Origin of the sequence: Snodgrassella sp. CS2, from assembly GCF_050310315.1 — a bacterium.
Lineage (GTDB): Bacteria > Pseudomonadota > Gammaproteobacteria > Burkholderiales > Neisseriaceae > Snodgrassella > Snodgrassella alvi_E.
Genome location: NZ_JBNPBA010000002.1, coordinates 147,780 through 166,275, shown reverse-complemented (window position 1 = coordinate 166,275; position 18,496 = coordinate 147,780). Strand labels below are relative to the sequence as shown.

Genomic DNA, 18,496 nt, shown 5'->3' with positions numbered 1-18,496 from the left:
TTCACTAAAACCTTTTATTAAAAGGAGTCAGGCTATGAATCTTAAATTTGTTGGACAGAATCTGGATGTAACCCCTGCTTTAAAGGATTACACACTAAACAAGCTAGAACGCATTAGCCGCCATGCGGATCAGGTAATCAGTGCCACCGTTACATTTTCAGTATTAAAAGTTCAGAAAAAAGCAGAAATCAATTTACATCTTTCTGGCAAGGACATTCATATTGATTGTGTAGACAATGATATGTATGCAGCTATTGACTGTCTTATGGATAAACTAGATCGCGCCGTGATTAAATATAAGGAGAAAAAGCAGCCTTCCCGTGAGACACCAGAAATCGTGGCTGACACTATTAAAAAAACAGACTAGCTGGCCGCCACTCTTTCTCTATCAGAAAACTGCATTATTGTTAATAATGCAGTTTTTCCACCAGACTGTCTTCTCACTGATATAATTAATACAGTAATAATATATTGTTGACTTTCTATACATTCGCCAGCAATATAGCAATATAATGAAGAGTTAATACACACGATAAATCTATTTTCTTACAAAGAGGCATATATATGAAATCTAAAATGAAAACATTAGCTGTAATAGCCGCAGTAGCAGCATCTCTTTCTGCCTGTGCAGATATGACTCCGGCTCAGCGTCACACTGCCGAAGGTGCAGTAGTAGGTGGTATAGCTGGTAACCTGATGGGCAAAGACACAGGTGCCACCTTAGGTGGTGCTGCATTGGGCGGCGTAATTGGCAGCCAGATTAAATAAGCAAGTACGAAATGAAAAAAGCCTGCTGTACTAGCAGGCTTTTTTTATATTCTGATAAATTCAGATTATTCTGATTCAGGAGGTTCAATTTTGCTGATGCGTACTCTTTCCAGCCGATGTCCGTCCTTACTTAAAACCTCAAAACGATAACCGGCATAATCAATGGTATCCCCCACATCCGGAATATCCTGCATTTCTTCCATTATCAGTCCGGCTACTGTGTGATATTCGGCATCTTCCGGCAAAGTTGGCAAATGCAGATGCTGAGCCAATATTGCATATTCAAGGCTGCCATCTACCGTGACACTTTTGTCAGCATTTTGCTGAATACTTGGCGCATCAGCACGCTCATACTCTTCTGGAAAATCACCGGCAATGGTTTCCATCAAATCCTTCATGCTCACAAGTCCGAGTACGGCACCAAACTCATCCACCACGAGCGCAATATCGGCACTGCGTGAGCGGAACAATTCCATGGCATCCAGCACAGTACTGCTGTCTGGTAAAACCAGTGGTTGACGCAGTGCGGCCTGTATATTCAGTGCTTCACCTTTGAGTAGCTGATTCAGAAGATCTTTTTTATTAACAAAACCCAGCGGTTCATCAATACCGGCTTTGCCAACCACCACCAGTCTTGAAAAAGGTGTGTCTTGTAACTGCTGATGCTGCTGCTCACGCGTTTGCGATAAATCCAGCCGCTCGATATCACTGCGCGGCGTCATCACACCCATGATGGGGCGCTCGGCCAGCGTCAGCACACTCCGAATCATGGATTTCTCATTTTCTTCGAAATGCTCATCATCTTCGGTTGGGGTACCATTCTTGGCCAGCTCCTTTTCACGCAGCCCCATCATACCCAGCACACTGTCTGCGGTACGGTAGCGCCACGAACGGCCGATCATATCGTTACGACGGGTATTTCGCGTAGAAATCTGGTTGAAAATCTCAATTAGTATGGAGAAAGCAATGGCCGCATACAAATAGCCTTTGGGAATTTCAAAATGTAGACCTTCTGCAATCAGACTGAAGCCAATCATCAGCAAAAAACCAAGACATAACATCACCACAGTAGGATGGCGGTTTACAAACTCGGTAAGCGGACCACTAGCCCATATCATCATCCCCATCGCGATTATCACAGCCATCATAGCCACAGTGATATGTTGTACCATCGCGACAGCAGTAATCACAGAATCAAGTGAAAAGACTGCATCCAGTACCACTATTTGTAAAACCACACTCCAGAAACTGGCATAGACAGCCACATTGGTAATCGAAGCCATAGCGGTATGGCCTTCAAGGCGTTCATGTAATTCAGTGGTGGCCTTGTACAGCAAAAACAATCCACCGCCGAACATAATCAAGTCCTTAACCGATATACCAAAACCTCCGATATGCACAAACGGCTTCGTCAGGGTGATGATAAATGACATCAGTGCCAGCATCACAATCCGTATCAGTACGGCTAGAGTAAGGCCGGCGATACGAGCATGGTCGCGCTGTTTCGGACTGGCTTTATTCGCCAAAATAGCCACAAATACCAGATTGTCGACACCTAAAACAATTTCCAGAATTACCAGGGTAATTAGTCCCACCCACGTGGCCGGTTCTCCCAACCAGCTAAAATCCATTTTCTTTTCCTATACGTTAAACGGAAACAGGCAGCCTGCTGCACGAGCAAAGCTGCCTGAAAATCAGAGAAAACCAGTCTACACGCACACTCTTGCGGCCCGAGACCCCGTCTTTCATCTGAACATTTCCTAAAAATAAACTTCTTATCAGTTTAGCAGTATGCAACAAAAAATCAAGTACCACACCATTAATCTGGCGTTAACATCTGTTTTCGAAGCCGAATCAGACTTAAAAACATGGTATGCTACAGCCTTATTTTCATATTTTGTTGCTCATGAATCTGTTTCGTCACGCCCGTTTCTATACTACTGTTAATCATTTAAAAGACCTGCCAGACACTCGTGCAGAAATTGCTTTTGTTGGCCGAAGTAATGCAGGCAAATCCAGCGCCATTAATACCCTCACTAACCACACGCGTCTGGCCTACGTTTCCAAAACGCCAGGACGTACCCAACACATAAACTTTTTCGAACTGACAAACGGCGGGTATATGGTAGATTTACCCGGCTACGGTTATGCTCAGGTGCCAGAAGCAATACGCAGACACTGGGTCAGTTTACTGGGAGATTATCTACAGACACGGACTCAGCTTATTGGGCTAATTCTAATTATGGATGCACGTCATCCTCTGAAAGAGCTAGACAAACAGATGCTGGATTTTTTCGCTGTAACCAATCGTCCCGTGCATATTCTTTTATCCAAGGCTGATAAATTATCCAAAAATGAGCAAATTAAAACTTTAGCCTGTGTCAGAAAAGCGTTACAACCATACATTGCTCGCCAGCAGGTTTCGGTACAACTATTTTCCAGCTTAAAAAAGCAAGGTATGGAGGAAGTTAATCAGATTGCTGCAAGCTGGTTTGCTCAGAATGCTACCCTGCCAGCGATTGAAACCGAAACACCTGCCTCCAAGGCAGACGAGTAATTGATGTGCTTCAAGACAAATTTACACTAAAGCTAGAGAATGCTTCAGCTCAACCAGAAATGTTGAGCAATTAGACAGAAAACCGGATAAAGACTATTACTTTATCCGGCTTGATTCTTCAGTAATTTATTAATCAATTCTTATTTTTCTGCCGATTCCGGTTTCTACTTGGCGTAAATTTAGGCAGCAAAAAATGCATACTCAGGCCTTTTGGCTGTTGATTATCTGCGTATATCTTACCATGATGGCGATCAATAATATGTTTGGTTAGAGCCAGACCAAGCCCCGTTCCTGGCTTATTGGCACTGCTGTCCGCCCGATAAAAAGCAGTAAAAATATGCGGCAGCTGGTTTTCAGCAACCCCCGGACCATTATCACTAATATCCACCTGCCATTGCTGCTTACCGCCCTCATGCAGATGAATTTTGATTTCACTACCATCAGGGCTGTAATTTATTGCATTACGAACAACATTATCAAAGGCGCGGTACAAATAGCTTTCGTTCGCCTTCACCATTGCCGTATCCGGAATATCACACTGCCAAGATAAAGTCTGCTGATGCTGCATAGCTACCGCCTGATTGTCTTCAACAATCTGCTTGATAACTGGCACCAAGGCTAGCGGTTCCAGCGTTATAGGTAAATCAGACGTTTCCAGTCGAGACAGAGTGAGTAATTCACCAACCAGCAAATCCATACGTCCAAGTTCACTTTCCAGCCGCTGTAAATGCTGTTCTTGCTTCTGTGGCTGCACCTGTATCAAGCCAATAATTGCCTGCATGCGAGCCAGTGGCGAACGCATTTCATGCGAAACGTGATGCAGCAAATGGCGTTCTTTTTCCACCAGCTTCTGCAATTTATCCGCCATATTGTCAAATTGCACTGCCAATGAATAAAGTTCATCACGTCGTTCTGATAGCTGATGTGACACACGTGTCTGTAGATTGCCATGAGCCAGCCGATCCATACCCCGCCACAACACACGAATTGGCTGGGTAATATTATTGGCCAAAATATATGCCGTAAGCAGACCAACAATAATAATAAAGCTGAGAATTATAAATTCGTGCCAGACCGGTGCAATCGGCAAACCGGGAATAAAAAACGGGCTAGGCGGACGTGGTGTACGCTCATGATTCCAGCCGCGAATCATAAACAGATATTCCTCGCCAAGAGAATTATAGGATATCTGCACCAGTTTCGAATTAGGATGCGACAAGGCAAACTCATGAGCCTTATCAATGTCCTCAGGGTCTATAGGACGTCCAAGAATATCATTTTTGTTATCACCGGTAATAACATAAAGATTTTCACCGCCCGGACTGTTTCCCCATTCCAACAATTGCTCACGAATACCGGCATCACCACGTGCTTGAAAGGCATTCATGGTACTGCTGAGCAAATTTTCTTCAAAATTTCGCTGTTGCTTGAAGCGGGTCTCAGCAAGCGTATTCTGCACCAGCCAAAAAGAAGAGCTGGCCACAAAAATCGCACAAACAATCACTGCGCAGAATGTAGCAAATATACGGGGAAACAGTTTCATAATTTAAAACAGGCTGTTTAACAACAGCCTGTATTCTGGTTCAGTTTTTAACAAACAGATAACCCAGACCACGTACAGTCTGAATCAGACTAGCATTGCCCAGCTTATGCCGGATACTAGAAATATGTACATCAATACTGCGGTCAAATTTGGCCAGTTTGCGATCCAGCGCTTCCAAAGACAAAGTTTCCTTACTTACCACTTGTCCTGCGTGGCGCATTAGTACTTCAAGCAGATTGAATTCTGTGCTGGTCAGCTCTAGTGGTTCTTCATCAATGGTAACCTGACGTTTGGCCGGATACAGCACCACCCCACTGGCTGAAATACTGTTAGGAATTCCATTCTGATCATTGTCTTGACTCTGGTGTGTACGACGTAAAATGGCATTGATTCGAGCCAATAATTCGCGAGGCTGGCAGGGTTTTGGTACATAATCGTCTGCACCCATTTCCAGACCTATAATTCGATCAATATCGTCGCCTTTAGCAGTCAACATAATAATTGGAATCTTACTTTGTACACGTACCGTTTTCAGCACATCCAAACCGTTCATTTTCGGCATCATGGAATCCAATACCACCACATCGTACTGACCGGTTAAAATTTCTTTCACACCTGCTTCGCCATCGGCAACACGACTCACTTCCAGCCCTTCAGCTGTCAAATATTCAGTGAGTAACTCTGTCAACAAATTATCGTCATCTATTAATAACACACGATTCATATCATCCTCCTAAATGGAAGTGCACATTCTGTATTGACTACAGACGTATTTACTATATTTACACTTGATATCTTAACATGTAGGTTGGAATTATCTTTACAATAGCAAGGCTTTTGCTCACTTTTTCATTAAAAACCACAATGTTAAATATCTGTCTGAACACTACATACAATTCATTTTCAGCGCACTTTGCTGCTGATATTTCAGGCAATCCTGCTGCATTTGTTGTATTGCTGCGACGGAATATGGTTGATTTCTGATTCTGCTTATAAAACTAGGAATCATTCCGGGATAGTAATGACTTACCTCTGTAAACCAGTCATTAGCAGCCGTTTTTTGCTGTGCCTGCTCAAGGTAAAGTCCACGTATAAATGTGTTGCTGTAAGGTCGATATCTTCCCGCCAACAATGCCGCTTGTTTACCCCATAATGGTAAAAAAGAATCAGTAACATTCAGTTTTTCGATAACAGCCATGTCAACATAATAACGCATAAAGTACATATGCTTACGCAAATTATGCAATCTGCTCATTTGCTCAGCCTGCGCTATCTGACCATTAGCACGAACTTTTAAAAATTGTTGATACAGCAGCATTTGCCAGATCATCATCAACATGGCGATTAAAGCCAGAATCGCTCCAGCTTGATTGGAGAACTTAGAAACAGGCCGACAGGATTTTGTTAATTGAGCGCTCGTAATCGGTGTCAATGCCATAAATAGAACAAATATAGCAAGAAAATAGCTATACCAAAGCGGATATTCCAACATACTGTGGCATAAAGAAACCAATATCATACTTACTAAAACAATTGAAGCCGGATTAAATCCCTTGCGTAGATGTGGCCAGATCACCAAAGCAAAACAAGCCAACACAATTAACAGACCAGTAACACCGGTTTCTGCCAATAGCTGTAACACCAGATTGTGGCAGTGTGTAAATAGCACCGTGTTTTCATATTGGCGGAAACCATTCGGATACACATCTGCAATTGCAAATCCCTGATAGGCATAGCTACCCCAGCCATAACCAAACCATGGGGCACTTTTAAAAATTAACCATGCCTTATGCCACTCCATATGGCGCCCTGACTGAGCAAACCCACCCTGCTCCAGCCGAGCAGTACCAGACTGAAAACTAATATGAAGAAAAAAATCAAACAGTGGGCTCAATACCAGTTGAAACAGCAATACCAAGCCAATGGCAATAGCCAGTTTCATTAAAAAACGATTAGCAGCAGAACCCGCACGCCAACGCCAGAAAAACAGTGATAACCCGATAACCAGCACATACAGAATAATCGTACGAGAACCAATCAGCCCCATTACACCGGTAAACCAAAATAGCAATGGCCACACCACCCATTTCGGCAGGCGTCGCTGCTGCCACAAAAAACACAAAGCCAGCACGCCCCACATCAGGTAATGTCCTAGATGATTGCGCTGAGCTAGCTGACCATAAATATAATGATTTCCTGGTCCACGCAATATTCCCGGAATCCAGCTATTTACACCCACAAACTGCATTAAACATACTAGAGACTGTAATAGCACCCCCAGTACCAACGCCATAGCCAAAATCGTAACAGCCTGAGTCTGGCCGATGCGAATAACCCATCCACGCGCCGCCCAAGCAAGTATAGCCATTACCACAAAAACTAATGCGGTCAGGTCGGACTGACTAGCATATGTAAGATTCATTACTCGTGCCTGAATCACAAGCAATAGTGCCAACACCAACAGTACAATACTACTGTTGGGCAATGAAAATCTGGTTTTGCGAGTCAGTACCGTCAGCCCAGCAAGACATAGCACAAAAAATAATGTTCCTGTTTCCAGATAAAAACTAGACAGGGTACCCACGCGCCAGCTCGACATAAACGGCACAATGCACAGCGACAACATTCCCAACCACCAGACCCATGTAGCAGAGCGGTAAATATTCGAACACGAATCAATTGGCGACTGATCCATACAATTCTCCATCGAACAACGTCGTTAACTGTCTTGAATTTATTTATAAACAGGCTGCCTGAAAATGTTCAGGCAGCCTGTTTATTTCAGTATAAAAATTAATTTATTGTCTTTGTACCGGATATGATAAAGAGGACTTTTTCTTATCACTGCCAACACAACGACAAAACAAAATCCCGATTTCATAAAGAAAAATTAAAGGGATCGCAAGTAGCGTTTGTGACAGAATATCTGGCGGTGTAACCACTGCCGCCACGACAAATGCACCAACCACAACATAAGGGCGAGCTTTTTTCAACTGAAGCACAGATACTACCCCTATTCTGTTTAACAGAATTACCAGTACCGGAACTTCAAATGTTACTCCAAATGCCACAAACATACCTAATATAAAAGACAGATATTTGTCGATATCGGTAGCCATGCTTACCCCAACAGGTGTAATACCAGTCAGAAAACGGAAAATAACTGGGAAAACCAGATAATAGGCAAATGCCATTCCCAGAGTAAACAAAAAGACACTGGCAATTAATAGAGGCAGTATCAAACGTTTTTCATGACGATAAAGGCCAGGAGCTATAAAGGCCCAGACTTGATATAACGTATGTGGCAATGTTAGTAAAAAAGCAGCCATCATTGTCACCTTCAAAGGTACAAAAAATGGCGCAATCACTTCGGTTGCTATCATATGCTGTCCAGCTGGCAGATTCACCATCAAGGGTTCAGCAACAAAAGTATATATTTTCTGTGCAAAAGGCACCATAATCGCAAAGCATAACAATAGAATAGCCAGAATCCACATCACACGGCGACGTAATTCCAACAGGTGATCTATCAGTGTCAATTCAGTATTTTCATCTACCGGCATTACTATTACTCTGCTCATTTATCCGTGCCGGCGTATACGCAATTTAGGCGTAATACGATGTCGGGGACGCATATCGCGCCGGCGTTGTATCGCCTGCCGATGCAGCGAAACCCGATGCACCAGCGGAGCATCAGACAAATTGGTACCACTGTAGTGCAGTGGCTCGGAAAGGTTCATCTTGGTTTCGGTCTCTGCTGCTTCATCAGTAGCGATCTGACGTTTTAATGCATCTACCTCACCACGTATACTACGTACATTATTATTAACATCAAGCTCAAATGACCGCGCAGCGGCCTCAATACTGTCACGTGCTTGTCTAAATTCTGCTACCCCAGTCTGCTCGCTTAGTTCGGTTTTAACATTATTGATGAAATTCTGAATACGCCCCACCCAGAGACCAGCACTGCGTGCCACCTTAGGTAGACGTTCCGGCCCCAGAACCACCAGAGCCACTACCGCAATCAGCAGAATCTCTCCAAAACCCAAACCAAACATAAATACCTTCTAAACTTTACTATCGTCTTTATTATGTTCGATTACATCATCTTTTTTCTGTGCTTCACGATCACTTTCATTCAGACCCTGTTTAAAATCATGTACAGCACCGCCCAGATCTTTACCAATATTACGTAACTTTTTGGTACCGAAAATCAGTACTACAATCAGCAATACCACTGCCCAGTGCCAAATTGAAAAACTACCCATGATGCTTTTCCTTTACCTCAACTACTTAAAAAACATGCGCCCGCCGTATGAAGACAGCAGCGCATATTAAGAAATTTGGTTGCAATTACTGCGGCTGACGACTGGCTTTTTCAGCCAATCCAGACACATGCTGTCGCTGTTGTAACTCCTGTAAAACTTCTTCTACGCGAATCTGATGATAGGTCAGCAATACCATAGTATGAAACCAGACATCAGCTACTTCCTTAATCAAATGATGCTTGTCACCGTCCTTGGAAGCCATCAGCACCTCGCCTGCTTCCTCGATAACTTTCTTCAAAATTTTATCTTCACCACTTTGTAATAACTGAGCTACATAAGAAGTCTGTGGCGAAGCCCCGCGTCTGGAATCCAGCACATCAGCTAATTCAGTTAAAATCATGGCTACATCTGCTGCAACCGGCTTAGTTGTCATCATGTTCTCTTTATTTTATTTATGTTTCTGAGCGCACTCAGACTGGGTATATATTTCATTTTCTGATTTAATAACAGGATCGGTACTTATCCAGTCATTATTCCGATAAATGCGGTAAAAACAGCTAGCATGTCCGGTGTGGCAGGCAATACCACCCTGCTGTTCAACCAGCAAAACTAGCGCGTCACCGTCACAATCCAAACGCAGCTCATATACCTTTTGCGTATGCCCAGACTCTTCACCTTTCATCCACTGCCTCTGTCGTGAGCGGCTGTAATAATGTGCAAAACCAGTAGCAACAGTCTGTCTCAACGCTTCGGCATTCATCCATGCCACCATCAGCACGCGCAAAGTGCGCCTGTCCTGAACCACAGCGCAGACCAATCCTTTATCATTCCACTTTACCGCATCCAAAAGCGTATTGATCACAACTATTGTCCTTATTTTCTAACAGACATTCAACCTATATATAGACAAATTAAATACGCATTTCAATACCAGCCTGCTGCATGGCTAATTTAGCGTCATGAATCCGTACTTCACCAAAATGAAAAATGCTTGCTGCAAGTACCGCATCAGCATACCCCATCTGTACACCTTCAATCAGATGCTCAATATTGCCAACACCGCCCGAAGCGATTACTGGCACACTGACAGCATTACTTACCGATTGGGTAAGTGGTATATTGAAACCAGCTTTAGTCCCATCTCTATCCATGCTGGTTAGCAAAATTTCCCCTGCTCCACGCATGGCCATATTTTTCGCCCATTCCACTGCATCAAGTCCCGTTTGACGCCTGCCACCATGGGTAAAAACTTCCCAGCGTGAATTTTCAGCATCCACTGCTTTAGCATCCACGGCCACAACAATTGCCTGATTGCCAAAAAAAGCACTGGCCTCATTAACAAGGTCTGGATTGCTGACAGCGGCTGTGTTAATTGAAACCTTATCTGCACCGGCATTCAGAAGGCGGCGGATATCTTCAACACTGCGCACACCACCTCCTACAGTCAGCGGAATAAATACCTTACTAGCTACAGCTTCGATAACATGCAAAATCGTATCGCGATTATCTGAGCTAGCAGTGATATCAAGAAAAGTAAGTTCATCCGCCCCCTCATCATTATAGCGCTGGGCAATTTCCACTGGATTACCGGCATCGCGCAGAGAGATAAAATTAATCCCTTTCACAACACGCCCATTGTCCACATCCAGACACGGAATAATGCGTTTGGCTAAAGCCATAATGCCATCTTTCTCAGCTAAACTATATGGTAATTATTTTATCCAGTGCTCAACCAGAGCAGGAATATTTAATTGTAAATAGTAATAGATAACGCCGACTACAATCGAATAAATAAGCGCACTGATAGTACCCAGTGCAACAATATCAAACAGCCAAATTGCGATAAAGACAAAAAACCATTGCACAATCCAGCCTAAAAGCCATGCACTATTCACATCCGGCCATGCATGCTGCATAATACAGTTAATCCCTATCATCGCAATGATATAAATGCTGGTTTCAAAAAAAATCTGCCTTGACCGATTCATGCTAAGAACCAACCACAATGCCAAAATCAGGGAACTTAATATATTAATCATTACTCGGTCTCCATAAGTACTGTAAGGTTATTGTTAAATAAAATATTCAGCTTATCTATCACCTAGCAACTCTGATCAAAATATACAGATACTTTACAGCTACAGCATAAAACTGAATGCAGATATTTTGATACACATAAAATGAGAACTAGTGTTCGTACTGATCCGCTATTTTCTGTGCTGTTGCCAAATCGAGCGTACCTTCATAAATAGCACGTCCAACAATGGCTCCGGCAATGCCATCCTTTGCGACAGCACACAGGGCTTCCACATCGGACAAATCAGTTACCCCGCCAGAAGCAATAATGGGTATAGATGTCTGTTGAGCCAATTTGACTGTGGCATCAATATTGACCCCGCTCATCATGCCATCACGTCCGATATCCGTATAAATAATACTATTTACACCATCATCAGCAAAACGTTTGGCCAGCTCTGTTACCTGAAAATCTGTTATCTTCGCCCAGCCGTCTGTTGCCACCATCCCATTTTTTGCATCGATTCCAACAATAATTTGCCCAGGAAAGGCAGCACATGCCTGACGCACAAATTGCGGGTTGTTTACCGCAGCAGTACCAATAATGACGTAGCTCAAACCCAGCTGCAAATAGCGTTCTATTGTCTGCAAATCACGAATTCCACCGCCAAGCTGCACCGGCACATTATCTGCCACCTGTTTCAGTATATCTTTGATTGCGGTCATGTTTTCTGGTTTTCCGGCAAACGCCCCATCCAAATCCACCAGATGCAAGCGGCGAGCTCCTTGGGCACACCAGCTCAAAGCCATCTGTGCAGGATCATCAGAAAATACGGTGGCCCGCTCCATCAGGCCTTGTTGTAAGCGCACACACTGTCCGCCCTTTAAATCAATTGCAGGAATCAATAACATATTAAATTCACATAATCTAGACGAGTTGAAAACAGATACTTGAAGGACACTACTGCGTACCCTCCCACTTTAAAAAATTACCTAGCAACTGCAAACCCGCCACATGGCTTTTCTCTGTATGAAACTGTGTGGCAAATACATTATCTCTGCCCACGATACAGGCAAAATCTTCACCATAATCTGACATACCCAATACAAGAGATGATTCCTGCGGCGCCAAATAATAGCTATGTACAAAATAAAACCATTCATTCTGCGATATACCGGCAAATAGAGGGTGCTGCTGAGTCTGATGAACACGGTTCCAGCCCATATGCGGTATTTTCAGCGGCCGATTATTCACAGCTACAATGGATTGAAACCGCTTAACACAACCAGGAAACCAGCCCAAGCCGGATGTATTACCTTCTTCGCTGTGTTCAAACAGTAGCTGCGCACCAACACAGATACCGAAAAACGGTTTACGCTGCAATCCATCCATTAATGCTTCTGCCAAACCGCTTTTCAGCAAAGCTGCCATACAATCTGGCATGGCACCTTGTCCGGGAAAAATTATTTTGTCTGCTGCATAAACCTCATCCGGTTCAGACGTCAGCATAATTTCAGCCTTAATCTGCTGTAACTGACCAGCCGCCTGAACTGATTTCAGCACCGAATGCAGATTACCCATACCATAATTGACAATAGCTACTTTCATTTTCACATCTTTATCAAAATTTACTGTATTAACTTTAAGCAAGGTAATCCGGAATTTGGTTAAAAATAACGGGCTGTATGCAAATAAACAGCCCGTTATCATACCTTAAACCAAGTTAACTGAAAATCTGAAACCAAACCATTCTCATTATACGTAGCTAAAATTCCAAAGTGGAAAGAAACCACTTTCTTCCTTTAGCATCTCCATAGGTTCGGCTTCCACATTACTTTCTACATTATTATCTTGTCGACAAGCCAATTCTTTCACATCCAGCTCACTGGCTAAAACCAGTCCATCCATCAGCAATACTTTCATTACTGTCTGCAAATCAACATCTCTGTCTGCTTCAGCATGCTGCTGCATCGCTTTATTCAACAAAATGACTTGTGGCCGCACACATAAACTGCGCGCCACCGCTACTAGAAACTGTTCACCAGCGGATAAATCTGCCGGAAATTTCAATGCCTGACGATATAAACCCATCTGAGACAGATAATTTAATGCTTTACTATGCGCTTCTAAACGATCCAGATGCAATACCTTCATTTGCATCAATGTCAGATTATCGACCACATTCAAATGCGGAAACAGATCAGCATGTTGCCACACTCTCACTATCTTAGTTGTAGCATCTTGAGACTGTTCAGTTTGCAAATCGACCTGCATTAATTTGTCTAAATAATATTCAGATTCAAAATCAGGCAGAAAACTAACCTGAGTTTCATAATTCATATTCTCAGCATCGTTGTGCTGCCAATATTGGATAGGCCTTACATCAATTACCATTACATCATCATTCATTTGTCTACCTTGCTCTAAATCAAGGTCGTTACATATTCCAATCAGCTTATCCATATCCGAACCTGTCAGACTGGCAATAAAAAAATTACTAAAACAACCATCAGACCCGACAGATACACACTATCACAAAAAAACAAAAAAATACACAAATAAAAGAATATTCATAAATGTTAATTATAAAAAATTTTATTTGCACAACAAATTGAATAAAAACATTATTATACTTATAACGATGTTTACAATAACACCTTATCTGTTCTTTCAAAGCAGTAAATCACATAAGCAAGATTAAAAAATAATCCGCTAATGTACACTCATTAACGGATTATTGAAATCAACCTAATATTTATGCAGTCAAAGTACCCTTAGTAGAAGGCATTACTCCAGCCATACGCTCATCCGCAGCTACAGCCATACGCAGAGCACGACCAAACGCCTTGAAAATTGTTTCAGCCTGATGATGCGCATTCACACCACGCAAATTATCAATATGCAGCGTGATCATTGCATGATTGACCAGCCCGTGAAAAAACTCACTAAACAAATCAACATCAAAGCGTCCTATTAACGCACGACTATATTCAACGTTATACACCAGTCCCGGTCGTCCCGATAAATCAATCACGACACGGCTTAGCGATTCATCCAGCGGCACATAACTGTATCCATAGCGGGCAATCCCACATTTATCGCCTAACGCCTGCTTCAGCGCCTGCCCCAGAGCAATCCCAATATCTTCAACAGTATGATGGTCATCAATATGTACATCGCCGCGACAGCGGATATCCAAATCAATTAAACCATGACGGGCAATCTGATCAAGCATATGCTCCAAAAAGGGCACTCCCGTATCAAACCTGCCTACACCAGTACCATCAAGATTTAAACTTATCTGAATTTTCGTTTCACTGGTATTTCGTGTGATCTTCGCAGTTCGCATGCAATTTTCCATCCGCAGAATCATTGATAAGCTTGCGGGCGTCTATTGCCAGCAGCATCCCTCTATTTACCGCCACAATCTATACCAAGTACTGTCCGCAGGCAAGGCCAATCAGCCATTTTTAAATAGCCAATCAACAATTCAGCCCCTGTAACAGCAAATATTATTATCATCAAGTTACCCTTGCTTTCGCCCAGCTTGACTACATATTAAAAATTGTTCAATTGTATTAAGTCTAACCATGAGTCAAACCAGCCATTACCAGCTCGAACCCATAGATAACACTGCCTTGCAACGCCTGTGTGGCGTTCTGGATCAACATATTGCCAGTCTGGGCAAAGCACTGAATCTGGAAATTACCCGCCGCTTTGACCATTTCACTTTAACCGGCACTCAAATCACACAAGGAATCAACGCATTGGAGAGTCTAGCCACGATTGCACGCCAACGCGACCTAAATGACAGCGATATCCAGCTGGCTGCTGTAGAGGCCAAAACCACCACCCAGCCTGAAACCAATCATCAAGAACCCAAAACTTGGACCCTGCGTACTCGCCGCGGTAACATTGGCGGCCGTACCCCGCGGCAGAACGGCTACATACAGGCCTTATTAAAACACGATGTAGTATTCGGATTAGGTCCTGCAGGTACCGGTAAAACCTATCTGGCAGTAGCAGCAGCTGTCGATGCCATCGAAAAACATCAAGTAGAACGAATTGTACTGGTACGGCCTGCTGTAGAAGCAGGTGAAAAGCTCGGTTTTCTGCCCGGTGATCTGACACAGAAAGTCGATCCCTATCTGCGCCCCTTATATGATGCTCTTTACGACCTGATGGGCTTTGACCGCGTCACTAAACTACTTGAAAAAGGCTTGATTGAAATTGCTCCTCTCGCTTATATGCGCGGGCGTACACTAAACGGAGCTTACATCATTCTGGACGAAGCACAAAATACCACACCGGAACAGATGAAAATGTTTCTTACCCGTATTGGATTTGGTGCCAAGGCTGCTATAACCGGTGATACCAGCCAAATTGATTTACCTAAAAATATCAAAAGCGGCCTGAAAGATGCCCGTGAAAAGCTCAGCAATATTGACGGCATCTATTTTCATGTATTCACCAGTGAAGATGTTGTACGCCATCCATTGGTACAGAAAATTGTCGATGCCTACGAAGCCGCTGCGGAAAACGAACTCCGATAAGGTCATCACATGCAAAAAAACATTCTGATTACCGGCTGCTCCAGCGGCATTGGCTACGCCACCGCCAAATTATTACGCCAAGACAACTGGCGAGTTTATACCAGTTGCCGCAGCGCTGAAGATGTTGCACGTTTACGTGCAGAAGGTTTTCACTGCCTCCAGCTGGATATTACCAGCGATGAACAAATACAAACCGCTTTTGATACAGTACTGAGTGAATTCGGACATCTGGATGCGCTATTCTGCAATGCCGGCTACGGACAAACTGGTGCCGCTGAGGACATCAGCCGCACAGCTTTGCATGAACAGTTTAATACCAATGTATTCGGTACATGGCAATGCATCAATGTTGCCATGAAAATATTTCGGCGTCAGCAATACGGCCGTATACTGGTTAATTCCAGCATACTTGGATATGCAGCTATGCCGTGGCGTAGTGCCTACAACAGCTCAAAATTTGCACTGGAAGGACTATGCGATACTCTACGCTTGGAAACCCATGCGAGCGGTATTTATATCAGTCTTCTCGAACCCGGACCTATAGCCACACGTTTTCGACCCAATGCGCTGGTTAAATTCAAACAGTACATTGATGTAAAGAACAGCGTTCATCGTGCTGCCTATCAGGCTCAACTCAACCGCTTGCAAGCTACAAGCAGCGTCGCTCCCTTTACATTAACGGCGGAGCAATGTGCCAGCGTTTGTGCGCGCGCCCTGAATGCCCACAAACCTAAAGCTCGCTATCCGGTTACCGTACCGGCACATCTTTTCTGGTATTTAAAAAAAATTTTTCCTATCACGTGGCTGGACTGGCTTTGTCGTAAAGCCGTCAGCAAACAGGGGAAGTAACAGCTCTTCAATCTGCCTGAAACAGGCCATACCAAAAATTCAGAACAACACAATAGTACGATGACAGAACCAGCTACAACGCCAACATTATCCCGTAAAGGCCGTAATACCAAAATTGCGCTTATCCGCAGCGGCGTAGAAGCCATGACCACATACGGCTACATCAGTGCGAATATTGAAAGCATACTTAAAAATGTAGGCGTCCCCAAAGGCTCTTTTTATTATTATTTCAAAAGCAAAGAAGAATTTGGCTATGCCATACTTGATTACTACAACAGTTTTTTCACAAAAAAACTACAGCAGCATTTACTCAACGAAAACATTTCTTCTGCACTTACCAGAATCAAGGCATTCTGTACAGATGCCAGAAACAGCATGTCTGAATACCATTTCAACCGCGGCTGCCTAGTTGGTGAGCTAATGCATGACGAATGCTTGCTTCCGCCAGATTACCCCGCTTTACTCAGCAATATTTTACACAACTGGCAGCACCTCATCGCCAGCTGCTTACGGTTGGCCCAGCAGCAACATGAAATAAACCAGCAAACAGACTGCAACCAACTGGCATGTTTCTTTTGGCTGGGTTGGGAAGGAGCAGTCAGCCGAGCCAAACTGCTGAAAAATGCCACACCACTAGACACATTTACCCAACAGTTTTTCAATTTAATCAAATCCGCCTAACACACCCCAGCTGCTAGCCACATTAGCTACTTCAACACGTCTTTTTCGCTTTAACCAAACCAACCGCATTGACCAATTAACCAATTGCTCATTACTGACAACCAGCCTATAATCAAAATTAGACCATCCGTCTAGTTACCCCCTAAAAGGCATAATGTCATGTTATCCAAGGCCATATTCTTAGAAAAAACTGAAAACGATTTTTCCTGTAGCATCCAACAAATCAGAGAAGAAAATCTGCTACAACAAACAGGCGATACCCTGATACAAATTCAGTTTTCTAGTCTGAACTATAAAGATGCTCTGGCCATCACTAATAGCGGCCCCATAGTAAGGCAATGGCCGATGGTACCCGGCATAGACGGTGCCGGTACCATTATTCGCAGCGGCAGCGAGCTCTTTAAAGCTGGAGATCGCGTCATCTTAAACGGCTGGGGCTGTGGCGAAACCCATTGGGGCTGTCTGAGTCAGTATGCCTATCTTAAATCAGACTGGCTTATCCCCTTACCAGCCGGCTTAAGCACCCAGCAAGCCATGATGATCGGTACGGCCGGATATACAGCCGCCCTTTGTGTTCAACGCATCATCAAACATGGCATTACTCCAGAACATGGCAACATTCTTATTACTGGCGCCACAGGAGGTGTCGGTTCCGTTGCCATTATGTTACTGGCTCAATTAGGCTATACCCTCACCGCTGCTACCAGCAAAATCAGTAACACCGATTATTTGCAACAACTAGGCGTACACCACTTCATTGACAGTAAAACACTGGCCAATGCAGAAAAACCATTACAAAAACAACAATGGGCAGCTGCTATAGATGTACTCGGTTCACACAGCTTGGCTAACATCTGTGCCCAGACCAAATATGGCGGTATCGTCACCGCATGCGGTCTGGCTCAGGGCATGGATTTACCGGCCACAGTGGCACCTTTCATACTTAGAGGCATTACTCTAGCCGGTATCGACAGCGTTATGGCACCTTACTCTCAACGCATAGCAGCATGGGATTTTCTGGCCAAACATCTGAATACACAGCAACTGCAGCACATTGCCCACACTATCAGCCTGAATGAGTGCCCTGAAACCGCTCAAGACATCATTAAAGGCAAAATCAGAGGTAGGTTTATCGTTGATGTAAACCTCTAACCAGACAAAACCAGCCCGCTGCTCGTAACTGGATCTAGACCAAAATCCAGCCGCACCGATATCCAGAGAAAAAAACCATTTTGCGTAAGGCAATGCTAAAATAACCAC

General features: G+C 43.7%; 22 protein-coding genes. 7 read left to right on the top strand and 15 right to left on the bottom strand.

Annotated elements, in window-relative coordinates; translation table 11 throughout:
• The first annotated feature begins 34 nt into the window (after positions 1 to 34).
• Positions 35 to 367 (top strand): ribosome hibernation-promoting factor, HPF/YfiA family, encoded by a 333-nt coding sequence (gene hpf / locus ACQP6D_RS04455; RefSeq protein WP_427857546.1) that lies wholly within the window; start codon positions 35 to 37, stop codon positions 365 to 367.
• A gap of 197 nt (positions 368 to 564) precedes the next feature.
• Positions 565 to 768 (top strand): glycine zipper 2TM domain-containing protein, encoded by a 204-nt coding sequence (locus ACQP6D_RS04450; protein WP_100140418.1) that lies wholly within the window; start codon positions 565 to 567, stop codon positions 766 to 768.
• A 65-nt stretch (positions 769 to 833) separates the two neighbouring features.
• On the opposite strand, the gene ACQP6D_RS04445 is transcribed toward ACQP6D_RS04450, so the two are convergent.
• On the bottom strand, positions 834 to 2,399 hold the full coding sequence (locus ACQP6D_RS04445) for a TerC family protein (protein WP_427857545.1): 1,566 nt from the start codon (positions 2,397 to 2,399) through the stop codon (positions 834 to 836).
• A 275-nt stretch (positions 2,400 to 2,674) separates the two neighbouring features.
• Between ACQP6D_RS04445 and yihA the strand changes: the two genes are divergently transcribed.
• Positions 2,675 to 3,325 (top strand): ribosome biogenesis GTP-binding protein YihA/YsxC, encoded by a 651-nt coding sequence (gene yihA / locus ACQP6D_RS04440; RefSeq protein WP_427857630.1) that lies wholly within the window; start codon positions 2,675 to 2,677, stop codon positions 3,323 to 3,325.
• 133 nt (positions 3,326 to 3,458) lie between these two features.
• Here the strand turns inward: yihA and ACQP6D_RS04435 are convergent, their stop codons facing one another.
• The 14 genes from ACQP6D_RS04435 to hisB all read right to left on the bottom strand — a co-directional run bounded on the left by ACQP6D_RS04435 (position 3,459) and on the right by hisB (position 14,502).
• Positions 3,459 to 4,868: a sensor histidine kinase gene (locus tag ACQP6D_RS04435; protein WP_427857544.1), complete on the bottom strand. Its 1,410-nt coding sequence runs from the start codon at positions 4,866 to 4,868 to the stop codon at positions 3,459 to 3,461.
• A gap of 40 nt (positions 4,869 to 4,908) precedes the next feature.
• A complete protein-coding gene (locus tag ACQP6D_RS04430; RefSeq protein ID WP_100140421.1) occupies positions 4,909 to 5,592 on the bottom strand; it encodes a response regulator transcription factor in 684 nt (227 codons plus the stop codon).
• Positions 5,593 to 5,754: 162 nt separating this feature from the next.
• Positions 5,755 to 7,563 carry a Wzy polymerase domain-containing protein gene (locus ACQP6D_RS04425; protein ID WP_427857543.1) on the bottom strand — a complete coding sequence of 603 codons (1,809 nt, stop codon included), beginning with the start codon at positions 7,561 to 7,563 and terminating at the stop codon, positions 5,755 to 5,757.
• A 103-nt stretch (positions 7,564 to 7,666) separates the two neighbouring features.
• Positions 7,667 to 8,449 (bottom strand): twin-arginine translocase subunit TatC, encoded by a 783-nt coding sequence (gene tatC, locus ACQP6D_RS04420; protein ID WP_427857542.1) that lies wholly within the window; start codon positions 8,447 to 8,449, stop codon positions 7,667 to 7,669.
• Positions 8,450 to 8,926: a Sec-independent protein translocase protein TatB gene (gene tatB, locus ACQP6D_RS04415; protein WP_267404223.1), complete on the bottom strand. Its 477-nt coding sequence runs from the start codon at positions 8,924 to 8,926 to the stop codon at positions 8,450 to 8,452.
• Positions 8,927 to 8,935: 9 nt separating this feature from the next.
• Entirely contained in the window at positions 8,936 to 9,136 is a 201-nt protein-coding gene (gene tatA / locus ACQP6D_RS04410; RefSeq protein ID WP_100140424.1) for a Sec-independent protein translocase subunit TatA, read from the bottom strand.
• 85 nt (positions 9,137 to 9,221) lie between these two features.
• Entirely contained in the window at positions 9,222 to 9,569 is a 348-nt protein-coding gene (locus ACQP6D_RS04405) for a phosphoribosyl-ATP diphosphatase (protein WP_370389287.1), read from the bottom strand.
• 15 nt (positions 9,570 to 9,584) lie between these two features.
• A complete protein-coding gene (gene hisI / locus ACQP6D_RS04400; RefSeq protein WP_267390671.1) occupies positions 9,585 to 9,998 on the bottom strand; it encodes a phosphoribosyl-AMP cyclohydrolase in 414 nt (137 codons plus the stop codon).
• Between the two features lie 49 nt (positions 9,999 to 10,047).
• On the bottom strand, positions 10,048 to 10,815 hold the full coding sequence (gene hisF, locus ACQP6D_RS04395; protein ID WP_267404221.1) for an imidazole glycerol phosphate synthase subunit HisF: 768 nt from the start codon (positions 10,813 to 10,815) through the stop codon (positions 10,048 to 10,050).
• Between the two features lie 33 nt (positions 10,816 to 10,848).
• Entirely contained in the window at positions 10,849 to 11,124 is a 276-nt protein-coding gene (locus tag ACQP6D_RS04390) for a hypothetical protein (RefSeq protein ID WP_267390673.1), read from the bottom strand.
• A 199-nt stretch (positions 11,125 to 11,323) separates the two neighbouring features.
• Entirely contained in the window at positions 11,324 to 12,064 is a 741-nt protein-coding gene (hisA, locus tag ACQP6D_RS04385) for a 1-(5-phosphoribosyl)-5-[(5-phosphoribosylamino)methylideneamino]imidazole-4-carboxamide isomerase (protein ID WP_427857541.1), read from the bottom strand.
• A gap of 49 nt (positions 12,065 to 12,113) precedes the next feature.
• The gene (gene hisH, locus ACQP6D_RS04380) at positions 12,114 to 12,761 is read right to left on the bottom strand and encodes an imidazole glycerol phosphate synthase subunit HisH (RefSeq protein ID WP_427857540.1); all 648 of its coding nucleotides are present in this window, start codon (positions 12,759 to 12,761) and stop codon (positions 12,114 to 12,116) included.
• 147 nt (positions 12,762 to 12,908) lie between these two features.
• A complete protein-coding gene (locus tag ACQP6D_RS04375; protein WP_427857539.1) occupies positions 12,909 to 13,616 on the bottom strand; it encodes an ATP-binding cassette domain-containing protein in 708 nt (235 codons plus the stop codon).
• Positions 13,617 to 13,908: 292 nt separating this feature from the next.
• Positions 13,909 to 14,502: an imidazoleglycerol-phosphate dehydratase HisB gene (gene hisB, locus ACQP6D_RS04370; RefSeq protein ID WP_370389381.1), complete on the bottom strand. Its 594-nt coding sequence runs from the start codon at positions 14,500 to 14,502 to the stop codon at positions 13,909 to 13,911.
• 241 nt (positions 14,503 to 14,743) lie between these two features.
• On the opposite strand from hisB, the gene ACQP6D_RS04365 reads away from it, so the two are divergent.
• The 4 genes from ACQP6D_RS04365 (at position 14,744) to ACQP6D_RS04350 (ending at position 18,388) form a co-directional block, all read left to right on the top strand.
• Positions 14,744 to 15,706, top strand: coding sequence for a PhoH family protein (locus tag ACQP6D_RS04365; RefSeq protein ID WP_267408516.1), 963 nt, complete (start codon positions 14,744 to 14,746; stop codon positions 15,704 to 15,706).
• Between the two features lie 9 nt (positions 15,707 to 15,715).
• Entirely contained in the window at positions 15,716 to 16,555 is an 840-nt protein-coding gene (locus ACQP6D_RS04360; protein ID WP_427857538.1) for an SDR family NAD(P)-dependent oxidoreductase, read from the top strand.
• A gap of 60 nt (positions 16,556 to 16,615) precedes the next feature.
• A complete protein-coding gene (locus tag ACQP6D_RS04355; protein ID WP_427857537.1) occupies positions 16,616 to 17,236 on the top strand; it encodes a TetR family transcriptional regulator C-terminal domain-containing protein in 621 nt (206 codons plus the stop codon).
• Between the two features lie 159 nt (positions 17,237 to 17,395).
• Entirely contained in the window at positions 17,396 to 18,388 is a 993-nt protein-coding gene (locus tag ACQP6D_RS04350; RefSeq protein WP_427857535.1) for an MDR family oxidoreductase, read from the top strand.
• The last annotated feature ends 108 nt before the right edge of the window (positions 18,389 to 18,496 follow it).

What these genes read in the sequence shown, in the direction of transcription:
- ACQP6D_RS04425 (WP_427857543.1), bottom strand. Translation starts at nt 7,563, where the DNA reads ATGGATCAGTCGCCAATTGATTCGTGTTCGAATATTTACCGCTCTGCT.
- hisB (WP_370389381.1), bottom strand. Translation starts at nt 14,502, where the DNA reads ATGCGAACTGCGAAGATCACACGAAATACCAGTGAAACGAAAATTCAG.
- ACQP6D_RS04375 (WP_427857539.1), bottom strand. Translation starts at nt 13,616, where the DNA reads ATGGATAAGCTGATTGGAATATGTAACGACCTTGATTTAGAGCAAGGT.
- ACQP6D_RS04365 (WP_267408516.1), top strand. Translation starts at nt 14,744, where the DNA reads ATGAGTCAAACCAGCCATTACCAGCTCGAACCCATAGATAACACTGCC.
- ACQP6D_RS04450 (WP_100140418.1), top strand. Translation starts at nt 565, where the DNA reads ATGAAATCTAAAATGAAAACATTAGCTGTAATAGCCGCAGTAGCAGCA.
- yihA (WP_427857630.1), top strand. Translation starts at nt 2,675, where the DNA reads ATGAATCTGTTTCGTCACGCCCGTTTCTATACTACTGTTAATCATTTA.
- ACQP6D_RS04435 (WP_427857544.1), bottom strand. Translation starts at nt 4,868, where the DNA reads ATGAAACTGTTTCCCCGTATATTTGCTACATTCTGCGCAGTGATTGTT.
- ACQP6D_RS04405 (WP_370389287.1), bottom strand. Translation starts at nt 9,569, where the DNA reads ATGACAACTAAGCCGGTTGCAGCAGATGTAGCCATGATTTTAACTGAA.
- tatC (WP_427857542.1), bottom strand. Translation starts at nt 8,449, where the DNA reads ATGAGCAGAGTAATAGTAATGCCGGTAGATGAAAATACTGAATTGACA.
- ACQP6D_RS04390 (WP_267390673.1), bottom strand. Translation starts at nt 11,124, where the DNA reads ATGAATCGGTCAAGGCAGATTTTTTTTGAAACCAGCATTTATATCATT.
- hisF (WP_267404221.1), bottom strand. Translation starts at nt 10,815, where the DNA reads ATGGCTTTAGCCAAACGCATTATTCCGTGTCTGGATGTGGACAATGGG.
- tatA (WP_100140424.1), bottom strand. Translation starts at nt 9,136, where the DNA reads ATGGGTAGTTTTTCAATTTGGCACTGGGCAGTGGTATTGCTGATTGTA.
- ACQP6D_RS04430 (WP_100140421.1), bottom strand. Translation starts at nt 5,592, where the DNA reads ATGAATCGTGTGTTATTAATAGATGACGATAATTTGTTGACAGAGTTA.
- ACQP6D_RS04445 (WP_427857545.1), bottom strand. Translation starts at nt 2,399, where the DNA reads ATGGATTTTAGCTGGTTGGGAGAACCGGCCACGTGGGTGGGACTAATT.
- ACQP6D_RS04355 (WP_427857537.1), top strand. Translation starts at nt 16,616, where the DNA reads ATGACAGAACCAGCTACAACGCCAACATTATCCCGTAAAGGCCGTAAT.
- hisA (WP_427857541.1), bottom strand. Translation starts at nt 12,064, where the DNA reads ATGTTATTGATTCCTGCAATTGATTTAAAGGGCGGACAGTGTGTGCGC.
- tatB (WP_267404223.1), bottom strand. Translation starts at nt 8,926, where the DNA reads ATGTTTGGTTTGGGTTTTGGAGAGATTCTGCTGATTGCGGTAGTGGCT.
- ACQP6D_RS04360 (WP_427857538.1), top strand. Translation starts at nt 15,716, where the DNA reads ATGCAAAAAAACATTCTGATTACCGGCTGCTCCAGCGGCATTGGCTAC.
- ACQP6D_RS04350 (WP_427857535.1), top strand. Translation starts at nt 17,396, where the DNA reads ATGTTATCCAAGGCCATATTCTTAGAAAAAACTGAAAACGATTTTTCC.
- hpf (WP_427857546.1), top strand. Translation starts at nt 35, where the DNA reads ATGAATCTTAAATTTGTTGGACAGAATCTGGATGTAACCCCTGCTTTA.
- hisH (WP_427857540.1), bottom strand. Translation starts at nt 12,761, where the DNA reads ATGAAAGTAGCTATTGTCAATTATGGTATGGGTAATCTGCATTCGGTG.